Annotated in this window: 17 protein-coding genes and 1 tRNA gene; 12 read left to right on the top strand and 6 right to left on the bottom strand. The window is 72.5% G+C overall.

The genetic code is table 11. The annotated features are described in order from the left end of the window. Positions 1-62: 62 nt before the first annotated feature. Both Q0963_RS08965 and hisS read left to right on the top strand, forming a co-directional pair. Entirely contained in the window at positions 63-764 is a 702-nt protein-coding gene (locus Q0963_RS08965; protein WP_299445081.1) for an MBL fold metallo-hydrolase, read from the top strand. Next, on the top strand, positions 761-2,110 hold the full coding sequence (hisS, locus tag Q0963_RS08960) for a histidine--tRNA ligase (protein ID WP_299445080.1): 1,350 nt from the start codon (positions 761-763) through the stop codon (positions 2,108-2,110). The genes Q0963_RS08965 and hisS overlap by 4 nt, the downstream gene beginning before the upstream one ends. On the opposite strand, the gene Q0963_RS08955 is transcribed toward hisS, so the two are convergent. Then, positions 2,094-2,720: a hypothetical protein gene (locus Q0963_RS08955; RefSeq protein WP_299445079.1), complete on the bottom strand. Its 627-nt coding sequence runs from the start codon at positions 2,718-2,720 to the stop codon at positions 2,094-2,096. The genes hisS and Q0963_RS08955 overlap by 17 nt on opposite strands. 120 nt (positions 2,721-2,840) lie before the next feature. Here Q0963_RS08955 and ald point away from each other — a divergent pair, with 120 nt between their 5' ends. The 10 genes from ald to Q0963_RS08905 all read left to right on the top strand — a co-directional run bounded on the left by ald (position 2,841) and on the right by Q0963_RS08905 (position 11,775). Next, positions 2,841-3,956, top strand: coding sequence for an alanine dehydrogenase (gene ald / locus Q0963_RS08950; protein ID WP_299445078.1), 1,116 nt, complete (start codon positions 2,841-2,843; stop codon positions 3,954-3,956). Positions 3,957-4,045: 89 nt separating this feature from the next. Next, the gene (gene xerD, locus Q0963_RS08945) at positions 4,046-4,906 is read left to right on the top strand and encodes a site-specific tyrosine recombinase XerD (RefSeq protein ID WP_299445260.1); all 861 of its coding nucleotides are present in this window, start codon (positions 4,046-4,048) and stop codon (positions 4,904-4,906) included. A 115-nt stretch (positions 4,907-5,021) separates the two neighbouring features. Then, complete coding sequence (locus tag Q0963_RS08940; protein WP_299445258.1) at positions 5,022-5,876, top strand: ParA family protein; 855 nt, start codon at positions 5,022-5,024, stop codon at positions 5,874-5,876. A 4-nt stretch (positions 5,877-5,880) separates the two neighbouring features. Then, entirely contained in the window at positions 5,881-6,780 is a 900-nt protein-coding gene (locus tag Q0963_RS08935) for a ScpA family protein (protein WP_299445077.1), read from the top strand. Continuing rightward, positions 6,773-7,402, top strand: coding sequence for an SMC-Scp complex subunit ScpB (gene scpB / locus Q0963_RS08930; protein ID WP_299445076.1), 630 nt, complete (start codon positions 6,773-6,775; stop codon positions 7,400-7,402). Before Q0963_RS08935 ends, scpB begins: the two co-directional genes overlap by 8 nt. Further along, positions 7,399-8,298 (top strand): pseudouridine synthase, encoded by a 900-nt coding sequence (locus tag Q0963_RS08925; RefSeq protein ID WP_299445075.1) that lies wholly within the window; start codon positions 7,399-7,401, stop codon positions 8,296-8,298. The genes scpB and Q0963_RS08925 overlap by 4 nt, the downstream gene beginning before the upstream one ends. Next, positions 8,298-9,380, top strand: coding sequence for a prephenate dehydrogenase (locus tag Q0963_RS08920; protein ID WP_299445074.1), 1,083 nt, complete (start codon positions 8,298-8,300; stop codon positions 9,378-9,380). The genes Q0963_RS08925 and Q0963_RS08920 overlap by 1 nt, the downstream gene beginning before the upstream one ends. A gap of 23 nt (positions 9,381-9,403) precedes the next feature. After that, on the top strand, positions 9,404-10,105 hold the full coding sequence (gene cmk / locus Q0963_RS08915; protein WP_299445073.1) for a (d)CMP kinase: 702 nt from the start codon (positions 9,404-9,406) through the stop codon (positions 10,103-10,105). Between the two features lie 41 nt (positions 10,106-10,146). Next, positions 10,147-11,616 carry a ribosome biogenesis GTPase Der gene (gene der / locus Q0963_RS08910; RefSeq protein ID WP_299445072.1) on the top strand — a complete coding sequence of 490 codons (1,470 nt, stop codon included), beginning with the start codon at positions 10,147-10,149 and terminating at the stop codon, positions 11,614-11,616. Positions 11,617-11,701: 85 nt separating this feature from the next. After that, positions 11,702-11,775 (top strand) — tRNA-Pro (locus Q0963_RS08905). 103 nt (positions 11,776-11,878) lie between these two features. On the opposite strand, the gene Q0963_RS08900 is transcribed toward Q0963_RS08905, so the two are convergent. The 5 genes from Q0963_RS08900 to Q0963_RS08880 form a co-directional block, all read right to left on the bottom strand. Beyond that, complete coding sequence (locus tag Q0963_RS08900; RefSeq protein ID WP_299445071.1) at positions 11,879-12,241, bottom strand: hypothetical protein; 363 nt, start codon at positions 12,239-12,241, stop codon at positions 11,879-11,881. After that, a complete protein-coding gene (locus Q0963_RS08895; RefSeq protein WP_299445070.1) occupies positions 12,238-12,840 on the bottom strand; it encodes a hypothetical protein in 603 nt (200 codons plus the stop codon). The genes Q0963_RS08900 and Q0963_RS08895 overlap by 4 nt, the downstream gene beginning before the upstream one ends. Before the next feature lie 4 nt (positions 12,841-12,844). Further along, positions 12,845-14,296 (bottom strand): DUF4389 domain-containing protein, encoded by a 1,452-nt coding sequence (locus Q0963_RS08890; protein WP_299445069.1) that lies wholly within the window; start codon positions 14,294-14,296, stop codon positions 12,845-12,847. Between the two features lie 106 nt (positions 14,297-14,402). After that, positions 14,403-15,773, bottom strand: a complete 1,371-nt coding sequence (locus Q0963_RS08885) for an alpha/beta fold hydrolase (protein ID WP_299445068.1) — start codon at positions 15,771-15,773, stop codon at positions 14,403-14,405. A 217-nt stretch (positions 15,774-15,990) separates the two neighbouring features. After that, positions 15,991-16,902, bottom strand: a complete 912-nt coding sequence (locus tag Q0963_RS08880; RefSeq protein ID WP_299445067.1) for a hypothetical protein — start codon at positions 16,900-16,902, stop codon at positions 15,991-15,993. Between the last annotated feature and the right edge of the window lie 126 nt (positions 16,903-17,028).

Raw genomic sequence — 17,028 nt, 5'->3', positions numbered from 1 at the left:
AGGTCCTTCGTCGTCGGTCCGGCCGGGCCCAGTGTAGGCATCGCGCTCGTTAGGCTCGCCGGGTGCTCGCCGTCGCCTTCCCCGCTGCCGCCTTCGGGACCAACTGCTACGTCCTCGCCCCAGGGCCGGGGGAGGAGTGCCTCGTCGTCGACCCCGGCATCGGGGTCGAGGACACCCTGGCCACCGTGCTGAGCGAGCACCGGCTGCGGCCCGCCGCCGTCCTGCTCACCCACGGGCACCTCGACCACGTGTACTCCGTCACCCCGGTGTGCGGGGGCGACACCGCGGCGTACATCCACACCGACGACCGGTACCGGATGGCGGACCCGCTGGGGAGCGTCGACCCCGCGATGCTCGCCATGCTCGAGGCGCAGTTCGGGCGGGCGGCCACGTGGAGCGAGCCCGAGCACCTCGTCGACCTCGCCGACCGGCAGCACCTGGAGCTCGCCGGGCTGTCCCTGGAGGTCCTGCACGCCCCCGGGCACACCGAGGGCTCGGTGATGTTCACCCTCGACGTCGTGCCGGCCGGCCTGCCCGACGAGGAGGGCTTGGACCGGACCGTCGTGTCCGGGGACGTCCTGTTCGCCGGCTCGATCGGGCGCACCGACCTCGCCGGTGGCGACGACGTGGCGATGCGGGCGTCGCTGCGGGACGTCGTGCTGCCGCTGCCCGACTCCACGCTCGTGCTCACCGGCCACGGCCCCGCCACGACGATGCGCCGGGAGCGGGCGACCAACCCGTACCTGCAAGGATTGGGTGCGTGAGACCTCCCGCCGACAAGGTGACCCCCATCTCGGGCTTCCCCGAGCTCCTGCCCGCCGAGCGGCTCGCCGAGCTGCACTTCCTCGACACGATCCGCGAGGTCTTCGAGCTGCACGGGTTCGCGCCGCTGGAGACCCGAGCCGTCGAGCCGGTGGAGCGCCTCCTCGGCAAGGGCGGGGACGCCGAGAAGGAGATCTACGGCGTCAGCCGGCTGGCCGGGGACGACAGCGGCCGGGATGCCGCGCTCGGCCTCCACTTCGACCTCACCGTGCCGTTCGCCCGCTACGTCCTCGAGCACGCGGGCCGGCTCCAGTTCCCGTTCCGCCGCTACCAGATCCAGAAGGTCTGGCGTGGTGAGCGCCCGCAGGAGGGCAGGTTCCGTGAGTTCACCCAGGCCGACATCGACGTCGTCGACGTCGGCGAGCTCGCCCCGCACCTCGAGGCCGAGATGCCGCTCGTCATCGCCGAGGCCTTCCGTCGCCTGCCCGTCGGGGAGTTCCGCATCCAGGTGAACAACCGCCAGGTGCCCGAGGGCTTCTACCTCGGCATCGGCCTCACCGACGTGGCCGGCACGCTGCGCATCGTCGACAAGCTCGACAAGATCGGCCCCGAGAAGGTCGCCGCCCTGCTCGTCGAGGCGGGAGCGACGCCGGAGCAGGCGCGGCTCGCCCTGGCCCTGGCCGACATCCGCAGCAGCGACCTGTCCTTCGTCGACGAGGTCCGCGCCCTCGGGGTGTCGCACCCGACGCTCGACGCCGGGCTCGAGGCGCTGGCCGCCGTCATCACCGTCGGGATGCAGCGAGCGCCCGGCACGCTCGTCGCCGACCTGCGGATCGCCCGCGGCCTCGACTACTACACCGGCACGGTGTACGAGACCCAGCTCGTCGGTTCCGAGGACTGGGGCTCGGTGTGCTCCGGCGGCCGCTACGACTCCCTCGCCTCCGACGGGCGCACGACCTACCCCGGCGTCGGCATCTCCATCGGGCTGACCCGGCTCGTGCACCTGCTCGTCACCAAGCGCGGACTCACCGCGAGCCGGTCCACCCCGGCCGCCGTCCTCGTCGCCGTCGTCGACGAGGAGTCCCGGACACGCTCCGACGCGGTGGCGGCGGCGCTACGGTCCCGCGGGGTGCCATGCGAGGTGGCCCCGACCGCCGCGAAGTTCGGCAAGCAGATCCGGTACGCGGACCGTCGCGGGATCCCCTACGTCTGGTTCCCCGGCGCGGGCGAGAGCGGCCAGGACCAGGTCAAGGACATCCGCTCGGGCGAGCAGGCCGACGCCGACGCGACGACCTGGGACTGCCCGGCCGCAGACCTCCGCCCCACCCTGCTCACGTCGCAGGGCTGACCCCCGGGGGCGGGGGGCGTAGGCCCGCCTCCTTGAGCTCGAGGACGGCCAGGGCCCGGACGACGTCGCGGTCGCCGCGCCGCCACGCCCCGGCGGGGTCCTCGCTGATCGCGGCGAGCCGCGGCATCGGCTGGTTCGCCATCGCCCGCAGCGCGAACAGGTCGAGGTCGGGGTCGGCGTCGATGAACCGCTGGGCCGCGCTCGCTCGCCGGACGAAGCGCAGGCGCAGCAGCAGCCACGTCCCGGCGACGAGGAGAATCGGCGCCAGCCCCGTCGTGAGGCCGAGGACGAGGGCGAAGCGCTCGACGGCCGTCACGAGGTCCTGGCCGGCTGTCTCGAAGTCCGCACCGACACCGGCCGCGGACCGGAACGGGGCCGCGATGCGGTCCTCGAGGAGCGGCAGGCCGCTGACCGAGTCGCCGGCGTCGGTCATCCGCCCCCGGAACCCGGCCCCCGCCTCCTCGAGACGCCGGCCGGGTTCGGCCAGCAGCAGCGTGGTCTCGTGGACGCGCATCGCGATCCGGACCCACAGCCACACCCACAGCACGACCCCGAGGTCGGCGGCCACCTGAGCGAGCCGACGACCGGTGATGTCGCTGTAGAGCCTCACGGTGACCTCCTGGGGGGTAGGGGCGCGGGTCGCCCGCCACTAGACTTCCATCGCCCTCCTCCAGGAGGCGGCTCCGAGGCAACGACGCCCCGGATCTCGACACGAGACAGGCAGATATCTGTGAAGGTCGGAATCCCCACCGAGGTCAAGAACAACGAGTTCCGGGTCGGCATCACCCCCGTTGGTGTCAACGAGCTCACCCGTCGCGGGCACGAGGTGTTCGTGCAGCAGGGCGCCGGGCTCGGGTCCTCCATCACCGACGACGAGTACGTCTCGCAGGGTGCCCGCATCCTCGACTCGGCCGACGACGTGTGGGGCGAGGCCGACATGGTGATGAAGGTCAAGGAGCCGGTCGCCGAGGAGTATCACCGCCTCCGTGAGGACCTCACCCTCTTCACCTACCTCCACCTCGCGGCCGACCAGCCGCTCACCGAGGAGCTCGTGGCCAAGAAGGTCACCTCGATCGCCTACGAGACGGTGCAGCTGCCGTCCGGGCTCCTGCCGCTGCTCTACCCGATGTCCGAGGTGGCGGGCTGCCTCGCCCCCCAGGTGGGCGCCCACTCGATGATGAAGGCGCAGGGCGGGCGCGGCGTCCTCATGGGCGGGATCGGCGGCGTCGCCAACGCCAAGGTCGTCGTCCTCGGCGCCGGTGTGGCGGGGCAGAACGCCGCGAACATCGCCCTCGGGATGGGAGCCGACGTCACCCTGCTCGACACCGACCTCGACAAGCTCCGGATGAGCTTCTGGCGCTACGACAACCGGGTCGCCCAGATCGCCTCGTCGGCGATGTCGGTGCGTGAGCAGGTGCTGCAGGCGGACCTCGTCATCGGCACCGTCCTCATCCCGGGCGCCAAGGCGCCCAAGCTGGTCACCGACGACATGGTCGCCGAGATGAAGCCGGGCTCGGTGCTCGTCGACGTCGCGATCGACCAGGGCGGCTGCTTCGAGCACTCCCGGCCGACGACGCACGCCGACCCGATCTTCGAGGTCCACGACTCGATCTACTACTGCGTCGCCAACATGCCCGGCGCGGTCCCGCACACCTCGACCTGGGCGCTGACCAACGCGACGCTCGCCTACGCGACGAAGCTGGCCGAGAAGGGCTGGAAGGACGCCATGCAGGACGACCCGGCCCTCGCGCTGGGCCTGAACACCCAGGGCGGGCAGGTCACCTACGCCGCGGTCGCCGAGGCCTTCGGGATGGACTCGGTCGGCCTCGACGAGGTCCTGTCCTGACCGAGCAGGCTCCCCGGCCGGCGGCCCCTCCCACCCCCGTGGGGCGGGCCGCCGACGCCTGGCTCACCCATCTCGACGTCGAACGGGGCATGTCGCCGAACACCCTGGCGGCGTACCGCCGGGACCTCGCCCGGTGGACCGGGTTCCTCGCCACCCAGGCGGTCGACCGGCCCGAGGACGTCACCCCCGCTCACGTCGCCGAGTTCCTCGCCCGGCTCCGGGAGGGCGACGACACCCACGGCCCGCTCGCGGCCTCGTCCGCGGCCCGTACCCTCGTCGCGGTCCGCGGGCTGCACCGCTTCCTCGCCCTCGAGGGCGTCCTGGACGCCGACCCGTCCCGGGACGTCGCCCCGCCGCGCACCCCGGACCGGCTGCCGAAGGCGATCTCCGTCGACGAGGTCGAACGGCTCCTGGAGGCCGCGTCGCTGGGCGACACCCCGACATCCCTGCGCGACCGCGCCCTGCTCGAGGTCCTGTACGGCACGGGAGCCCGGATCTCCGAGGCCGTCGGGCTCGACGTCGACGACCTCGACACCGACGAGGGGGTCGTGCGCCTGCGGGGCAAGGGCGGCAAGGAGCGCATCGTCCCGCTCGGGTCCTACGCGTCCCGGGCCCTGGAGGCCTGGACGGTCCGGGCCCGGCCGCAGCTGGCCCGCCGGGGGAGGGGCACGCCGGCGGTCTTCCTCGGCGTCCGGGGGGCGCGGATGTCGCGGCAGAGCGCCTGGGCGGCGTTGCGCGAGAGCGCCGAACGGGCCGGGCTGCAGGGCCATCTGTCGCCGCACACGCTGCGCCACTCCTTCGCCACCCACCTGCTCGAGGGGGGTGCCGACGTCCGGGTCGTCCAGGAGCTCCTGGGGCACGCCTCGGTGACGACGACCCAGATCTACACCCGCGTCACGGTGCAGCAGCTTCGTGAGGTGTACGCGCAGTCCCACCCCCGGGCCCGGTGATCCCCGGAGTGGGCCCCCACCGCTGATAGGGTCGAGCCCGATCAGCGGGAGGCTGACCGTGGCAGCACTGGCACCGGGGAGAGACGAGTTGGGCGAGACCGAGGCGGCGTTCAGTATCCGCATCGACGGGCAGGTCGGGCCCACCGGCCGACCCCTCCCAGACTTTCCGGACCCCGCGCCTCTGACGAGCCACGGGCCCGCGCGCATCATCGCGATGTGCAACCAGAAGGGCGGCGTCGGCAAGACGACGACCACGATCAACCTCGGGGCGGCGCTGGCCGAGATCGGTCGCCGGGTGCTGCTCGTCGACTTCGACCCCCAGGGGGCCCTGTCCGTCGGGCTCGGCATCCCCACCCACGAGCTCGACGTCACCGTCTACACCCTGCTCGTCGAGCGCGGGCACGACGTGCGCGACGTCATCCAGCACACGAGGGTCGAGGGCCTCGACGTCCTTCCCGCCAACATCGACCTGTCCGCGGCCGAGGTCCAGCTCGTCGGGGAGGTCGCCCGCGAGCAGATCCTCGCCCGCGTCCTGCGCCCGGTCATGGACGACTACGACGTCATCCTCGTCGACTGCCAGCCCTCCCTCGGCCTGCTCACCATCAACGCCCTCACGGCCGCGCACGGCGTCATCATCCCGCTCGAGTGCGAGTTCTTCGCCATGCGCGGGGTGGCCCTGCTCGTCGAGACCATCGAGAAGATCACCGACCGGCTCAACCCGCGCCTCGTCGTCGACGGCATCCTCGCGACGATGTACGACGGCCGCACGCTGCACTCGCGCGAGGTCGTCGCGAGCGTCGTCGAGCACTTCGACGACCGGGTCTTCCACACCGTCATCTCGCGCACCGTGAAGTTCCCCGACGCGAGCCTGGCCGCCGAGCCGATCACGACGTACGAGTCACGCCACAAGGGGGCCGACGCCTACCGCCAGCTCGCTCGCGAGCTCATCGCGCGCGGCGGGGCGGCCTGAGCCGGTGACCACGCCCCCCGGGGCCCGGCAGGAGACCGCCGTCCCCGGCGGGGTCATCACCCGGCGGGCCGCGGCCACCCCGTTCGAGGTGCACCTCGACGTCTTCTCCGGTCCCTTCGACCTGCTCCTCGGGCTCATCAGCAAGCACAAGCTCGACATCACCGAGATCGCCCTGGCCACGGTCACCGACGAGTTCATCGCGCACATCCGCACGGCCCGCGACGCCAGCGGCGAGTGGGACCTGTCGCAGGCCACGGAGTTCCTCGTCGTCGCCTCGACGCTGCTCGACCTCAAGGCCGCGCGGCTCCTGCCGCAGAGCGGCCCCGAGGACGAGGACGACCTCGCGCTCATCGAGGCCCGCGACATCCTCTTCGCCCGGCTGCTGCAGTACCGGGCCTTCAAGGACATCGCCCACACCTTCGCGGAGCGGATGGCCACGGCCGGCCGCCGCCATCCGCGGTCGGTCGCCCTGGAGCCGCACCTGGCCGCGCTGCTGCCCGAGCTCGTCATGACCGTCTCGCCCGAGCAGCTCGCGATGATCGCGGCCTCGGCCCTCACCCCGAAGATCCCGCCCACCGTCGGGCTCGGCCACCTGCACGCCCCCGCGGTCAGCGTGCGCGAGCAGGCGACGATCATCGGGGCCCGGCTCCGGCGCGAGCGGGTCGCGTCGTTCCGTACCCTCGTGGCGGACGCCGACAGCACCCTCGTCGTCGTCGCGCGGTTCCTGGCCCTGCTCGAGCTGTTCCGGGAGTCGGCCATCGGCTTCGAGCAGGCCGAGGCGCTCGGCGAGCTCACCGTCCGGTGGACCGGGCCCGAGGAGGGTGACATCGAGGTCACCGACGAGTTCGACGAGCCGCAGGACGCCGCCCCCCAGCCCACCCCCGAGGAGACCCCCGATGAGTGAGCCCCCCGAGCTCGCCCCGCCCGAGCCCCCCTTGCCCGAGGAGCAGCTCGCGTTCGACGTCGCCGACTTCCCCGGCGGGATCCACGGGGCCGTGGAGGCCGTGCTCATGGTCGTCGACGAGCCGGTCACGACGGCGTCGCTGGCGTCCGCGCTGGAGCAGCCGGTGCAGGACGTCGAGGCCGCCCTCGCCGACCTCGAGGCCGGGTACGAGGAGCAGCGCCGCGGCTTCACCCTGCGCCAGGTCGGCGGCGGCTGGCGGATGTACAGCCGGCACGAGTACGCCCCGGTCGTCGAGCGGTTCGTCCTCGACGGCCAGCAGGCCCGACTCACCCAGGCCTCGCTCGAGACCCTCGCCGTCATCGCCTACCGGCAGCCGGTGTCCCGCTCGCGGGTCGCCGCGGTCCGTGGCGTCAACGTCGACGGCGTCATCCGGACCCTCCTGAGCCGGGGGCTCATCGAGGAGGTCGGCCACGACGAGGAGTCCACTGCCATCCTGTACGGAACGACGTCCTACTTCCTCGAACGGCTGGGGCTCCAGGGCATCGACGAGCTGCCCGCCCTCGCGCCGTACCTGCCCGAGGTCGACGTGCTCGACGAGATCGCCGAAGGAGGCCGCGGATGACACCGCCGAAGGACCGAGGTGCGCGGGGCAAGGGCCCCAAGCGCCCAGCAGCAGGCCGTGGACGACCCACCGCCGGGCCGCAGCAGCGGGCCCGGGGTACCGGGACGACCCGTCCCAGCCAGCCGACCCAGACCAAGCGCGAGCCCGTCCGGCCCGGCACCGACGTGCACGACCCCGACGGCGTCCGGCTGCAGAAGCTGCTCGCCGCTGCCGGCGTCGGCTCGCGGCGGGTGTGCGAGGACCTCATCACCCAGGGCCGGGTGCAGGTCGACGGCCAGGTCGTCACCGAGCTCGGCGTCCGGATCCGGCCTACGCAGGTCGTTCACGTCGACGGCGAGCGCGTCCAGCTCGACGAGTCGCGGGTGTACCTCGCGTTCAACAAGCCGCTCAACGTCGTGACGTCGATGAGCGACGACCTCGGGCGGGTCGACATCGGCGACTACCTCGGCGCGCGCAAGGAGCGGCTCTTCCACGTGGGCCGGCTGGACGCCGACACCGAGGGCCTGCTGCTGCTCACCAACGACGGCGACCTCGCGCACCGGCTCCAGCACCCGCGGTACGGGGTGCTGAAGACCTACCTCGCGCAGATCCCCGGCCCGGTGCCGCGCGACCTCGGCCGCCGGCTCCGCGAGGGTGTCGAGCTCGAGGACGGACCCGTCGTCGTCGACTCGTTCAAGATCGTCGACTCCCAGCCGGGCAAGGCCATCGTCGAGGTCGTCCTGCACGAGGGGCGCAAGCACATCGTCCGGCGGCTGCTCGCGGAGGTCGGGCACCCGGTCATCTCGCTCGTGCGCACCGAGGTCGGGCCGGTCCGGCTCGGTGAGACCAAGCCCGGCAAGTGGCGGGCGCTGTCGTCGGCGGAGGTCGCGGCGCTCTACAAGGCCGCGGGCCTCTGATGCGGGTCCACCTGGTCGGCACGGGCCTCATCGGGACGAGCCTCGGGCTCGCCCTGACGCGGCACGGCGACGAGGTGACCCTCGAGGACGCCGTCCCGACCCACGCCGCCCTGGCCCGGGACCTCGGGGCGGGGCGACTGCCCGGCCCCGACGAGGTGCTCGAGCCCGACCTCGTCGTCGTCGCCGCACCGCCGGACGTCACCGCCGGCTGCGTCGTCGCGGCCCTGGCGCGCTTCCCCGGGGCGGCGGTCACCGACGTCGCGTCGGTCAAGGGCTCCGTGCTCGCCGCGGTGCGCGCCTCGGGGGCCGAGCTGGCGCGGTACTGCGGGTCGCACCCGATGGCGGGGCGCGAGCGCTCCGGGGCGGTGTCCGGGCGCCATGACCTGTTCGACGGCCGCGCGTGGGTCGTCACTCCGACCCCCGAGACGCTGCCCGAGGTGACGGCCCTGGTCAGCGACGTCGCCCGCGCCGCCGGCGCCGCGGTGCGCCGCCTGCCGCCGGCGGAGCACGACCGGGCCGTGGCCGCCGTCTCGCACGTGCCCCAGCTCGCCGCGAGCCTCGTCGCGGCCCGCCTCGAGGCGCTCGACGAGGCCGCCGTCGCGCTGGCCGGCCAGGGCCTGCGCGACGTCACCCGCATCGCCGAGAGCGACCCCCACCTCTGGACCCAGATCCTCGCGGGCAACGCGGGCGCCGTCCGGGAGGTCCTCGACGGGCTGGCGGCCGACCTCGGCGCCGTCGTCGACGCCCTCGCGGCGCTGGAGGCGGGCGCGGACGCCCCGGGTGCCCGCGGCACCCTGGCCACGACGATCGCCGCGGGCAACGCCGGGCACGCCCGGATCCCGGGCAAGCACGGTGCGGCACCGACCATCTACGAGACCGTGCGCGTCCTCGTTCCCGACGAGCCCGGGCAGCTGGGGCGGCTCTTCGCGGACATCGGGGAGATCGGGACGAACATCGAGGAGTTCCACCTCGACCACGGGCTCGGCCAGGACTTCGGGCTCGCCGAGGTCGACGTCGTCCCCGCCGCCGCGGCCGGGCTCGCCGACGCCCTCGCCACCCGGGGGTGGCGCATCCACGGCTGAGACCGCCACTAGGCTTCTCGGCCATGACCGCCGCCCTCACGATCGCCATCGACGGCCCCTCCGGATCCGGGAAGAGCAGCGTCGCGCGCGCCGCCGCGCAGCGTCTCGGCATCGGGTACCTCGACACCGGTGCGATGTACCGGGCGCTCACCTGGTGGTGCGTCGACCAGGGCGTCGACCTCGAGGACCGGGCCGAGGTCGCCGCCGCCGCTCGCACCATGCCGCTCGAGCTCGGCACCGACCCGGCGCATCCGGTGGTCGTCGTGGGCGGGACCGACGTGACCGCGGCGATCCGCACCTCCGAGGTCAGCACGGCGGTGTCCACGGTCGCGACGAACCAGGAGGTCCGCGGCATCCTGCAGCAGCTGCAGCGCGAGGAGGTGACGCGGATCGCGGCCGAGACCGGGGGAGTCGTGGCCGAAGGGCGCGACATCACGACGGTGGTCGCCCCGGACGCCCGGGTGCGCATCCTGCTGACGGCCTCCGAGGAGGCGCGGCTGCGGCGCCGCTCCACCGAGCTGCACGGCACCGCCGACGCCGCAGCCGTCGAGGCGACCCGTGACCAGGTGCTCCGGCGCGACCGCGACGACTCCACGGTCTCGGACTTCACCGACGCGGCCGAGGGCGTCGTCGTCGTCGACACCTCCGACCTGTCCCTGGAGGGCAGCATCGAGGCGGTGCTCGACGTCGTCGCGGGCGCCACCGCGGACGACGCCGCCCACTGAGCGATTCGGGGGAGTGGGCCCCGGTGCGGGAGGATGGCCCGGTGAGCACCGACGACCCGACCCAGACCCAGGACCCCGCCGCGGTCGAGCGAGCCCTGCGGGCCGGTCTCGACGACTTCGAGCTCAGCGACGAGGACCGTTCGCTGCTCGACTCCGAGGGCCTGCTCGACGACGACGGACAGCCGCGCGGCCCGGTCCCGGTCGTCGCCATCGTCGGGCGCCCCAACGTCGGCAAGTCCACCTTCGTCAACCGGGTCCTCGGCCGCCGCGAGGCCGTCGTCGAGGACGTGCCGGGGGTCACCCGTGACCGGGTCGCCTACGACGCCGAGTGGACGGGTCACCGCTTCACCGTCGTCGACACCGGCGGCTGGGAGGTCGACGCCACCGGCATCCACCTGCGGGTGGCCGAGCAGGCCGAGATCGCCGTCGAGCTCGCCGACGCCGTCATGTTCGTCGTCGACGCCACCGTCGGCGCGACCGACGACGACGAGGCCGTCGTCAAGATGCTGCGGAGGTCGGGCAAGCCCGTCATCCTCGTGGCGAACAAGGTCGACGACCAGCGCACCGAGGCCGACGCGGCGGCGCTGTGGAACCTCGGCCTCGGTCAGCCGTGGCCCGTGTCCGCCCTGCACGGGCGCGGCAGCGGCGACGTCCTCGACGCGCTGCTCGAGGTGCTGCCGGAGGTCTCGCAGGTCTCGGAGTACCAGCCGGGCGGGCCGCGACGGGTCGCCCTGCTGGGCCGGCCGAACGTCGGCAAGTCCTCGATGCTCAACAAGCTCACGGGCACCGACCGGGTCGTCGTCGACGACGTCGCGGGCACCACCCGCGACCCCGTCGACGAGGTCGTCGAGCTCGGCGGGCGCACGTGGCGCTTCGTCGACACCGCGGGCATCCGCCGCCGGGTCCACCAGACCCGTGGCGCCGACTTCTACGCCTCGCTGCGCACCCAGACGGCCCTCGAGAAGGCCGAGGTCGCGGTCGTCCTCGTCGACGCGAGCGACCGGATCGCCGAGCAGGACGTCCGGGTCATCCAGCAGGTCATCGACGCCGGGCGCGCCCTCGTCATCGCCTACAACAAGTGGGACCTCACCGACGAGGAGCGGCGGCACTTCCTCGAGCGCGAGATCGAGCGCGACCTGGTCCAGGTGCCGTGGGCCCCGCGGGTCAACGTGTCGGCCCGCACCGGGCGCCACCTCGAGCGGCTCGTGCCGGCGATCGACCGGGCGCTGGAGTCCTGGGAGAGCCGGATCTCCACCGGCCGGCTCAACGCGTTCCTCGGCGAGGTCGTCGCGGGCCACCCGCACCCGGTGCGCGGCGGCAAGCAGCCCCGCATCCTCTTCGCCACCCAGGCGGGCACCCGACCGCCCCGGTTCGTCCTCTTCGCGTCGGGGTTCATCGAGGCCGGGTACCGGCGCTTCATCGAGCGCCGGCTGCGTGAGGAGTTCGGCTTCGAGGGCACCCCGATCGAGATCTCGGTGCGGGTCCGGGAGAAGCGCAGCGCCCGCCGCTGAGGCCAGCCGCCGTCGGGGTCCGGGCGATTGGGTCCGGCCCGAGGGCGTGGGATATGGTTTCCACCGCTCCTCCGGGAGCGAGCCACGGGCTGTGGCGCAGCTTGGTAGCGCACTTGACTGGGGGTCAAGGGGTCGCAGGTTCAAATCCTGTCAGCCCGACCGAAGAACTGCCTCTGACCTGCAGAAACGCGGGTCAGAGGCAGTTCCGGTCTTGACGGGGATCCTCAGCATGGTCGGGACTGGGCGTGAACGACTTCGAGGCCTACGAATCCGAGCTCGCGTCGGCAGAGGCTCGGCGCACGCTGCCTCCTGAGCGTGGCCGACGCAGGACGAACGCGAGGGCCACCACGCCGAGGAGCGTCAGAAGCCTGTTCAGATCGAGTGCCGGCCTCCAGGCGACCCGCCCGTTCTCGAGGATGTAGGCGCCGACGGGTCGAGCGTGGACGGCATAGCCGCCGCCCTCGCCCTCCTGACCCTTCGGGTCCGTGCCATGGCCCCCGCCAGCACCACCGAGCACGGCTGCGGCTGCGATGAGGGTGATGCCGTCCCGCTCGTAGGGCTCGGCGAACACCCGCTTGACGGTGAGGGTGTCCCTCGTCGTGCTCAGTGCTTCGGTCACCTTCATGACGTCTCCCTTTCCCGTTGACCGGCTGATGTGGCTCTGGCGGCGACGACCAGGCCGGCGTCCCAGCCCGGGGCTCGTCCGCGGGCCGGTGGGTGCACCCGGGAGAGGTCGTGTCCGCTGCGCGAGAGGAGCCACGAGATCATGGAGTTGGAGTTCCACATCTCGCCCGCTCGGTGTTCGTCCCGACCCCACGTGGCCAGGGGGACCTCGCGGGTGAGTTCCAGCACTCGGGTGGCACGCGCTGGGTCCGCGCTCACCTGCGACGACTCGACGGCGTCGTCGAGGTCCGGGATGCGTCCGCCCGGCCAGCAGCGGATCTCGTACCGGAACATCCGGACGCGACCGAGCAGCGGTGAGCCGACCGGTCCTGTGCCGACGACCCCACGGTCCGCGTCCGGGACGTTCCAGACCGGGCCCATCTCGATGCTCGTGGTGATGCCGTCGAGGCCGACGGTGAGCGCTGCATGGTAGATGTCGCGCGGGGGCCGGTGGGCCGCCCTGGCCGCGATGGCTTCGTAGATCCGGCCGTTCCAGCGGACCACGTGCCCTCCGGCGCCGAGTGGGATCCAGAAGAGGTGGACGGCGCTGCCTGTGTTCACCGCCTCACCTCGCTCGCTCGACCAACGACGCGCCCTGGGTCGGGGAAGGAGACAGGCTCGGTGGCGGCTCGGTCCCGCCTTGATCGAGCCGGAAGGGTGGGTACTCGTCGGTCATGAGGGCGGCGTAGGCGATCACCCGGTAGACCCAGCGGTTCAGCCCGACGATCAGGTCGAACAGCGCGTGCGGGTACCGCGCCGTGACGAGCAGCACGACGCCGGCGACCAGGACCAGCAGACCGAGGATCCCTGCGCCGCCGGTGGCGTCGACATTGAGCGGGTTGTCTCCGAGCCGGGTCCACCGCACCGAGCCCACCAGCAGTGCCACGATCAGGTAGTGCGGGATCGCCAGCAGCCACCACTTGACCAGCACCAGGCTCCTGGAGAGCCGTTCGGGGTAGACGACGTCGAGGGTGGCCGGGTCGTTCGGCATCGGCTCGAGGGTGAAGGGCGGATAGCGGTCGGTGCCGATCCCTCCGGTCGTGGCGTAGTGCGCGACGCGCCAGGACCACCGCAACACTCCGACGTTGAAGGTGAAGATCCCCCGCGGATAGCGTCCGGTGAAGAGGATGGCGACCCCGGCGACGGCGGTCAGCAGCAGGAACGCCATCCAGAGGAACGCCAGCAGGACGAAGTGGGGGATCGCGAGGAACCACTTGACCAGCCAGAGCCACCGGGAGAGGTCGGGGTCGAGACGCGCGTTGAGGGTCAGGGGGTAGCGGCCGGCGGTGGCCGGTGCCGTGGCCTGCCCCGTGGCAGATGCCGACGCGGAGGCATCTGCGGGCGGAAGGGAGCCGGCACCGGTGGCTCCCCAGAGGACCAGCCAGACCGCGGAGATCGTCAGCAGGATGCCGGCGACCACCATGCTGGTGAGCAAGGGAGCGATGGCGCCAGATGCGACCGCCACGCTGGCATCGGCGCTCACCGGTGTGCGGCCGTCCGGGTTCATGACGACCAGCGCCCAGCTGCCGGCCCGAGGCTGCCACTCGAGCTGCTGTTCTCCTGGCCCGCTCGCCTGCGCCACCCAGAAGGACTGCTCGAGGGGAGGCGCGGCCGTGGCGTCACCCGCGACCCGTTCGTAGACCGGGGTCGCGTCGGGGCCGAGCTCGACGACGCGGTCGTGGGCGACGCCGTCGAGATAGGCGGCGACGTCCGCGGTGGACGCCAAGCCGACGAACACGGCTGCTGACTCCGGTCCTGTGACCGTCACCCGCAGATCGCTGTCGAGCACGCGCAGCAGCCAGCGAGGGGCGTCGCCGTCTGAGATCAGCGTGACGTTCTCCGCGGTGACGGCGGCAGTGCCGGTGCCAAGGGGCCTGGTGTCAGTGGTGACATAGCCGTCGGCGTCGCGCTGGGTGAGATATCCCAGGCCGAGAGCACCTCCCCCGAGGAAGAGCGCGAACGCGAGAGGTGCGAGGAGGCACCCCACGATGAGCGCAGCGATGCGTGCCGGTCGCATGATGATCACCTTCCTGGGTGTTGTCGATGAAGCTCGAGAGGTGCAACCGTCCTGGCGGCCCGGTGAGGTGGGGGAGTCCTGGCCGTCAGCTCACGCACGAGGCTCATCACGGTTCGCCCTCGGTCGCGGCACGCACGCCGGACATCAGGTCGGCGAACCGGCCCGGCTCGTCGTAGGGCGGGGTGTGGCCGGAACGGTCGAAGGAGACGTACTCCTTGCGCGGGGCGGACAGGAGCTCGAACCACTCGTCGGCCAAGGTCCCGCGGCCGGCAGCCTCGTGGCGTCCTTGGACGAGGTAGACCGGGACGTCGAGTCGTGTCACCTGGCTGCGGAAGTCGATCTCGGACAGCTGCGGGTAGAGCACGGCGTACGTCTCGGCGATCGCGGCCATCCCGCGCAGCTGCTCGATGAGGGCGTACTCGGAGACGAACAGGCTCATCGGGTACTCCGAGTCGGCGTGGTAGTCGGCTCCGTGGTCGAAGTTCATCCACCTCGGGTTCGACGCGATCGCGACCGGGTAGTCCAGGGTGTCGTCGTAGGGCGGTGGCCCCATCGCCCTGAGCGTGTCGGCGGTGCCGGTGTCGCCTCGTGCGTCGGCGTCGGCGATGGACTCGGCATACATCAGCCTGTCGGTGGCGAACGGATCGACCATCTGGCCGGTGCCGACGTAGGCGTGGAAGAGCTCGGGGGAGCGCTGCACCGCGAGGGTGCCGATGACGGTGCCCCAGGAGCTGCCGACCAGGTAGATCTTGTCCTCGTCGAAGCGCTCACGCAGGTAGGCCGTGACCGCGATGGTGTCCTGCACCATCTGGTCCAGGGTCAACGTGACGGCCGGCTCCAGGGCGTCGTACGACTTCCCGGTGCCGCGCTGGTCCCAGGTGGCCACGACGAACGACTGCTCCAGGTTCTCCCCGGAGTTCCGGATCCGGCCGATGCCGGTCCCGCCCGGTCCACCCTCGAGGTACAAGAGCACCGGCATGTCGGCCGAGACCCCGCGGAGCATGATCGACTGGTCGTGCCCGCCGATCGGCACATCGACGAGCTCGGCGATGCTCCCGGGGATCGGATCGCCGTCGGCATCCACGACGGGGGTGGTCGAGGCGGGACGCAGCAGACCGGCCAGCAGCGCCAGCACGGCCACGGTGGCGATCCCCAGTCCGGTGCGCCTGACGAGGTGTGGGCGCGGCTCGACCTGACCGGGCCCACGACGGCGGCGGGCCAGGGCGGCTCCGTGGCTCGCGCCCACCATCATCGGCAGCAGGATGAGCACGGCGTCGACCCCCCGGCCGGCGACCAGCGCCATCACCCCGTAGAGACCGTCGAGCCGGATGCCGTCGACGGTCGGGCCATCCACCCGCATCCGGGCCAGCTCGAAGACGAGCATGAACGTCACCGGCGCGAGCACCATCGCCCAGGGGGACCTGGTCCACCACCCTGTGGCGGCTCCTACCAGGATCGCCGCGATCACGGCGCCCACCGCCTCCACGGTCGTGACCGGGCCGCGTGGGATCAGCCAGCCCGCCAGGATCCCGGCTGCGGTCGCGGGTAACACCGCAACCAGCCAGCGACCTCCCGTCCTGGAGAGAGCAGCTGTTGGGTGGTCCGCCCGGACGTGCATGTGGGCTCCTCGACGTCGCCACAGGTGGTGCACCTCCAGCCTCCACGCACGGCGCGAGGGGGGTAAGGGTCGAAGGTCACCTCGGAGGGTGGCCGCCGGCACCTGCCGGCCACGTCTGATCGCGGAGCAGGCGGAACAGCCAGCCGGCCAGAGCCAGGAACACCACGGCGAAGCCGACGAACCCGCCGGCCAGCAGTGGACTCGCGGCGGGATCGTCGTTGGTCACCATCACCAGTGCCATGGCCGCCACCGCGGTCCCCAGCAGCGCCGCCCAGCCGACGACGGCGTAGACGAGCAGCCGTGACCACGCGGCACGCCGAAGGACCCCTACTGCGGTGACCAGCGTCAGCGGGACGACGAGGCCGAGGTCCATCCACTTCACGACCCAGAACACGGTCGGTCCCTGGGTGTACTCCACGCCGTTCGGGGCGCCGTCGAGGACGTCGACCACGCCGCGGAGGTGGAGTCCGACGGTGAGGAACACCGCGACCAGGAGGAGCGCGCCGCCGATCGACCGACGCAGCGCGTCGCGGGGCTCCGGCAGCGCTGCCGCATCCACTGCTCGCCACGCGAGGACGAACCCGGCGCCGGCGAGCCAGAACAGGGCGAGCATCAGCGGGAAGGCGCGCTCGCTGTTGCCGGACACGGCCGCGAACTCACCGCCGATGGCGAGCTGGGTGTAGAGGTACATCACGAACGCCGTCGGTGCCAGCGCCAGCACCGGGCCGGCACGGTGGCCGCGGAGGACGAGCGCCCCGGCGAGGGCGCAGGTCGGCGCGACCAGGGCCACGGCGGCGAGATCCCCGCCGACCACCTGGTTCTCGACGTCATCGACGACGTGGTAGTCGACCCACCCCAGGGCCAGTGGGCCGAGCAGCGCCATCGTGGCGACGCCGGTGGCGAGGGTGAACAGAACCCCGGCCAAGAACCACTCGCGGCTGCTGCGACGTGTCCGCGAGCTCGGTGTCACCCGTGTCTCGCGTCTCACCTGCGTCTCGGTCGCTGGGTGCATGACGATCAGACCCTGCCCTTCACGACGGTTCCGGGGACCGGCTGCTCGAGTGCCAACCGTCTGCCCGTGTGTGATTCAAGACTGGCCCGGGCAGGCGGGCGC

This window comes from uncultured Phycicoccus sp., from assembly GCF_947495705.1.
Taxonomy (GTDB): domain Bacteria; phylum Actinomycetota; class Actinomycetes; order Actinomycetales; family Dermatophilaceae; genus Phycicoccus.
This window is presented reverse-complemented; position numbering and strand designations above follow the sequence as displayed.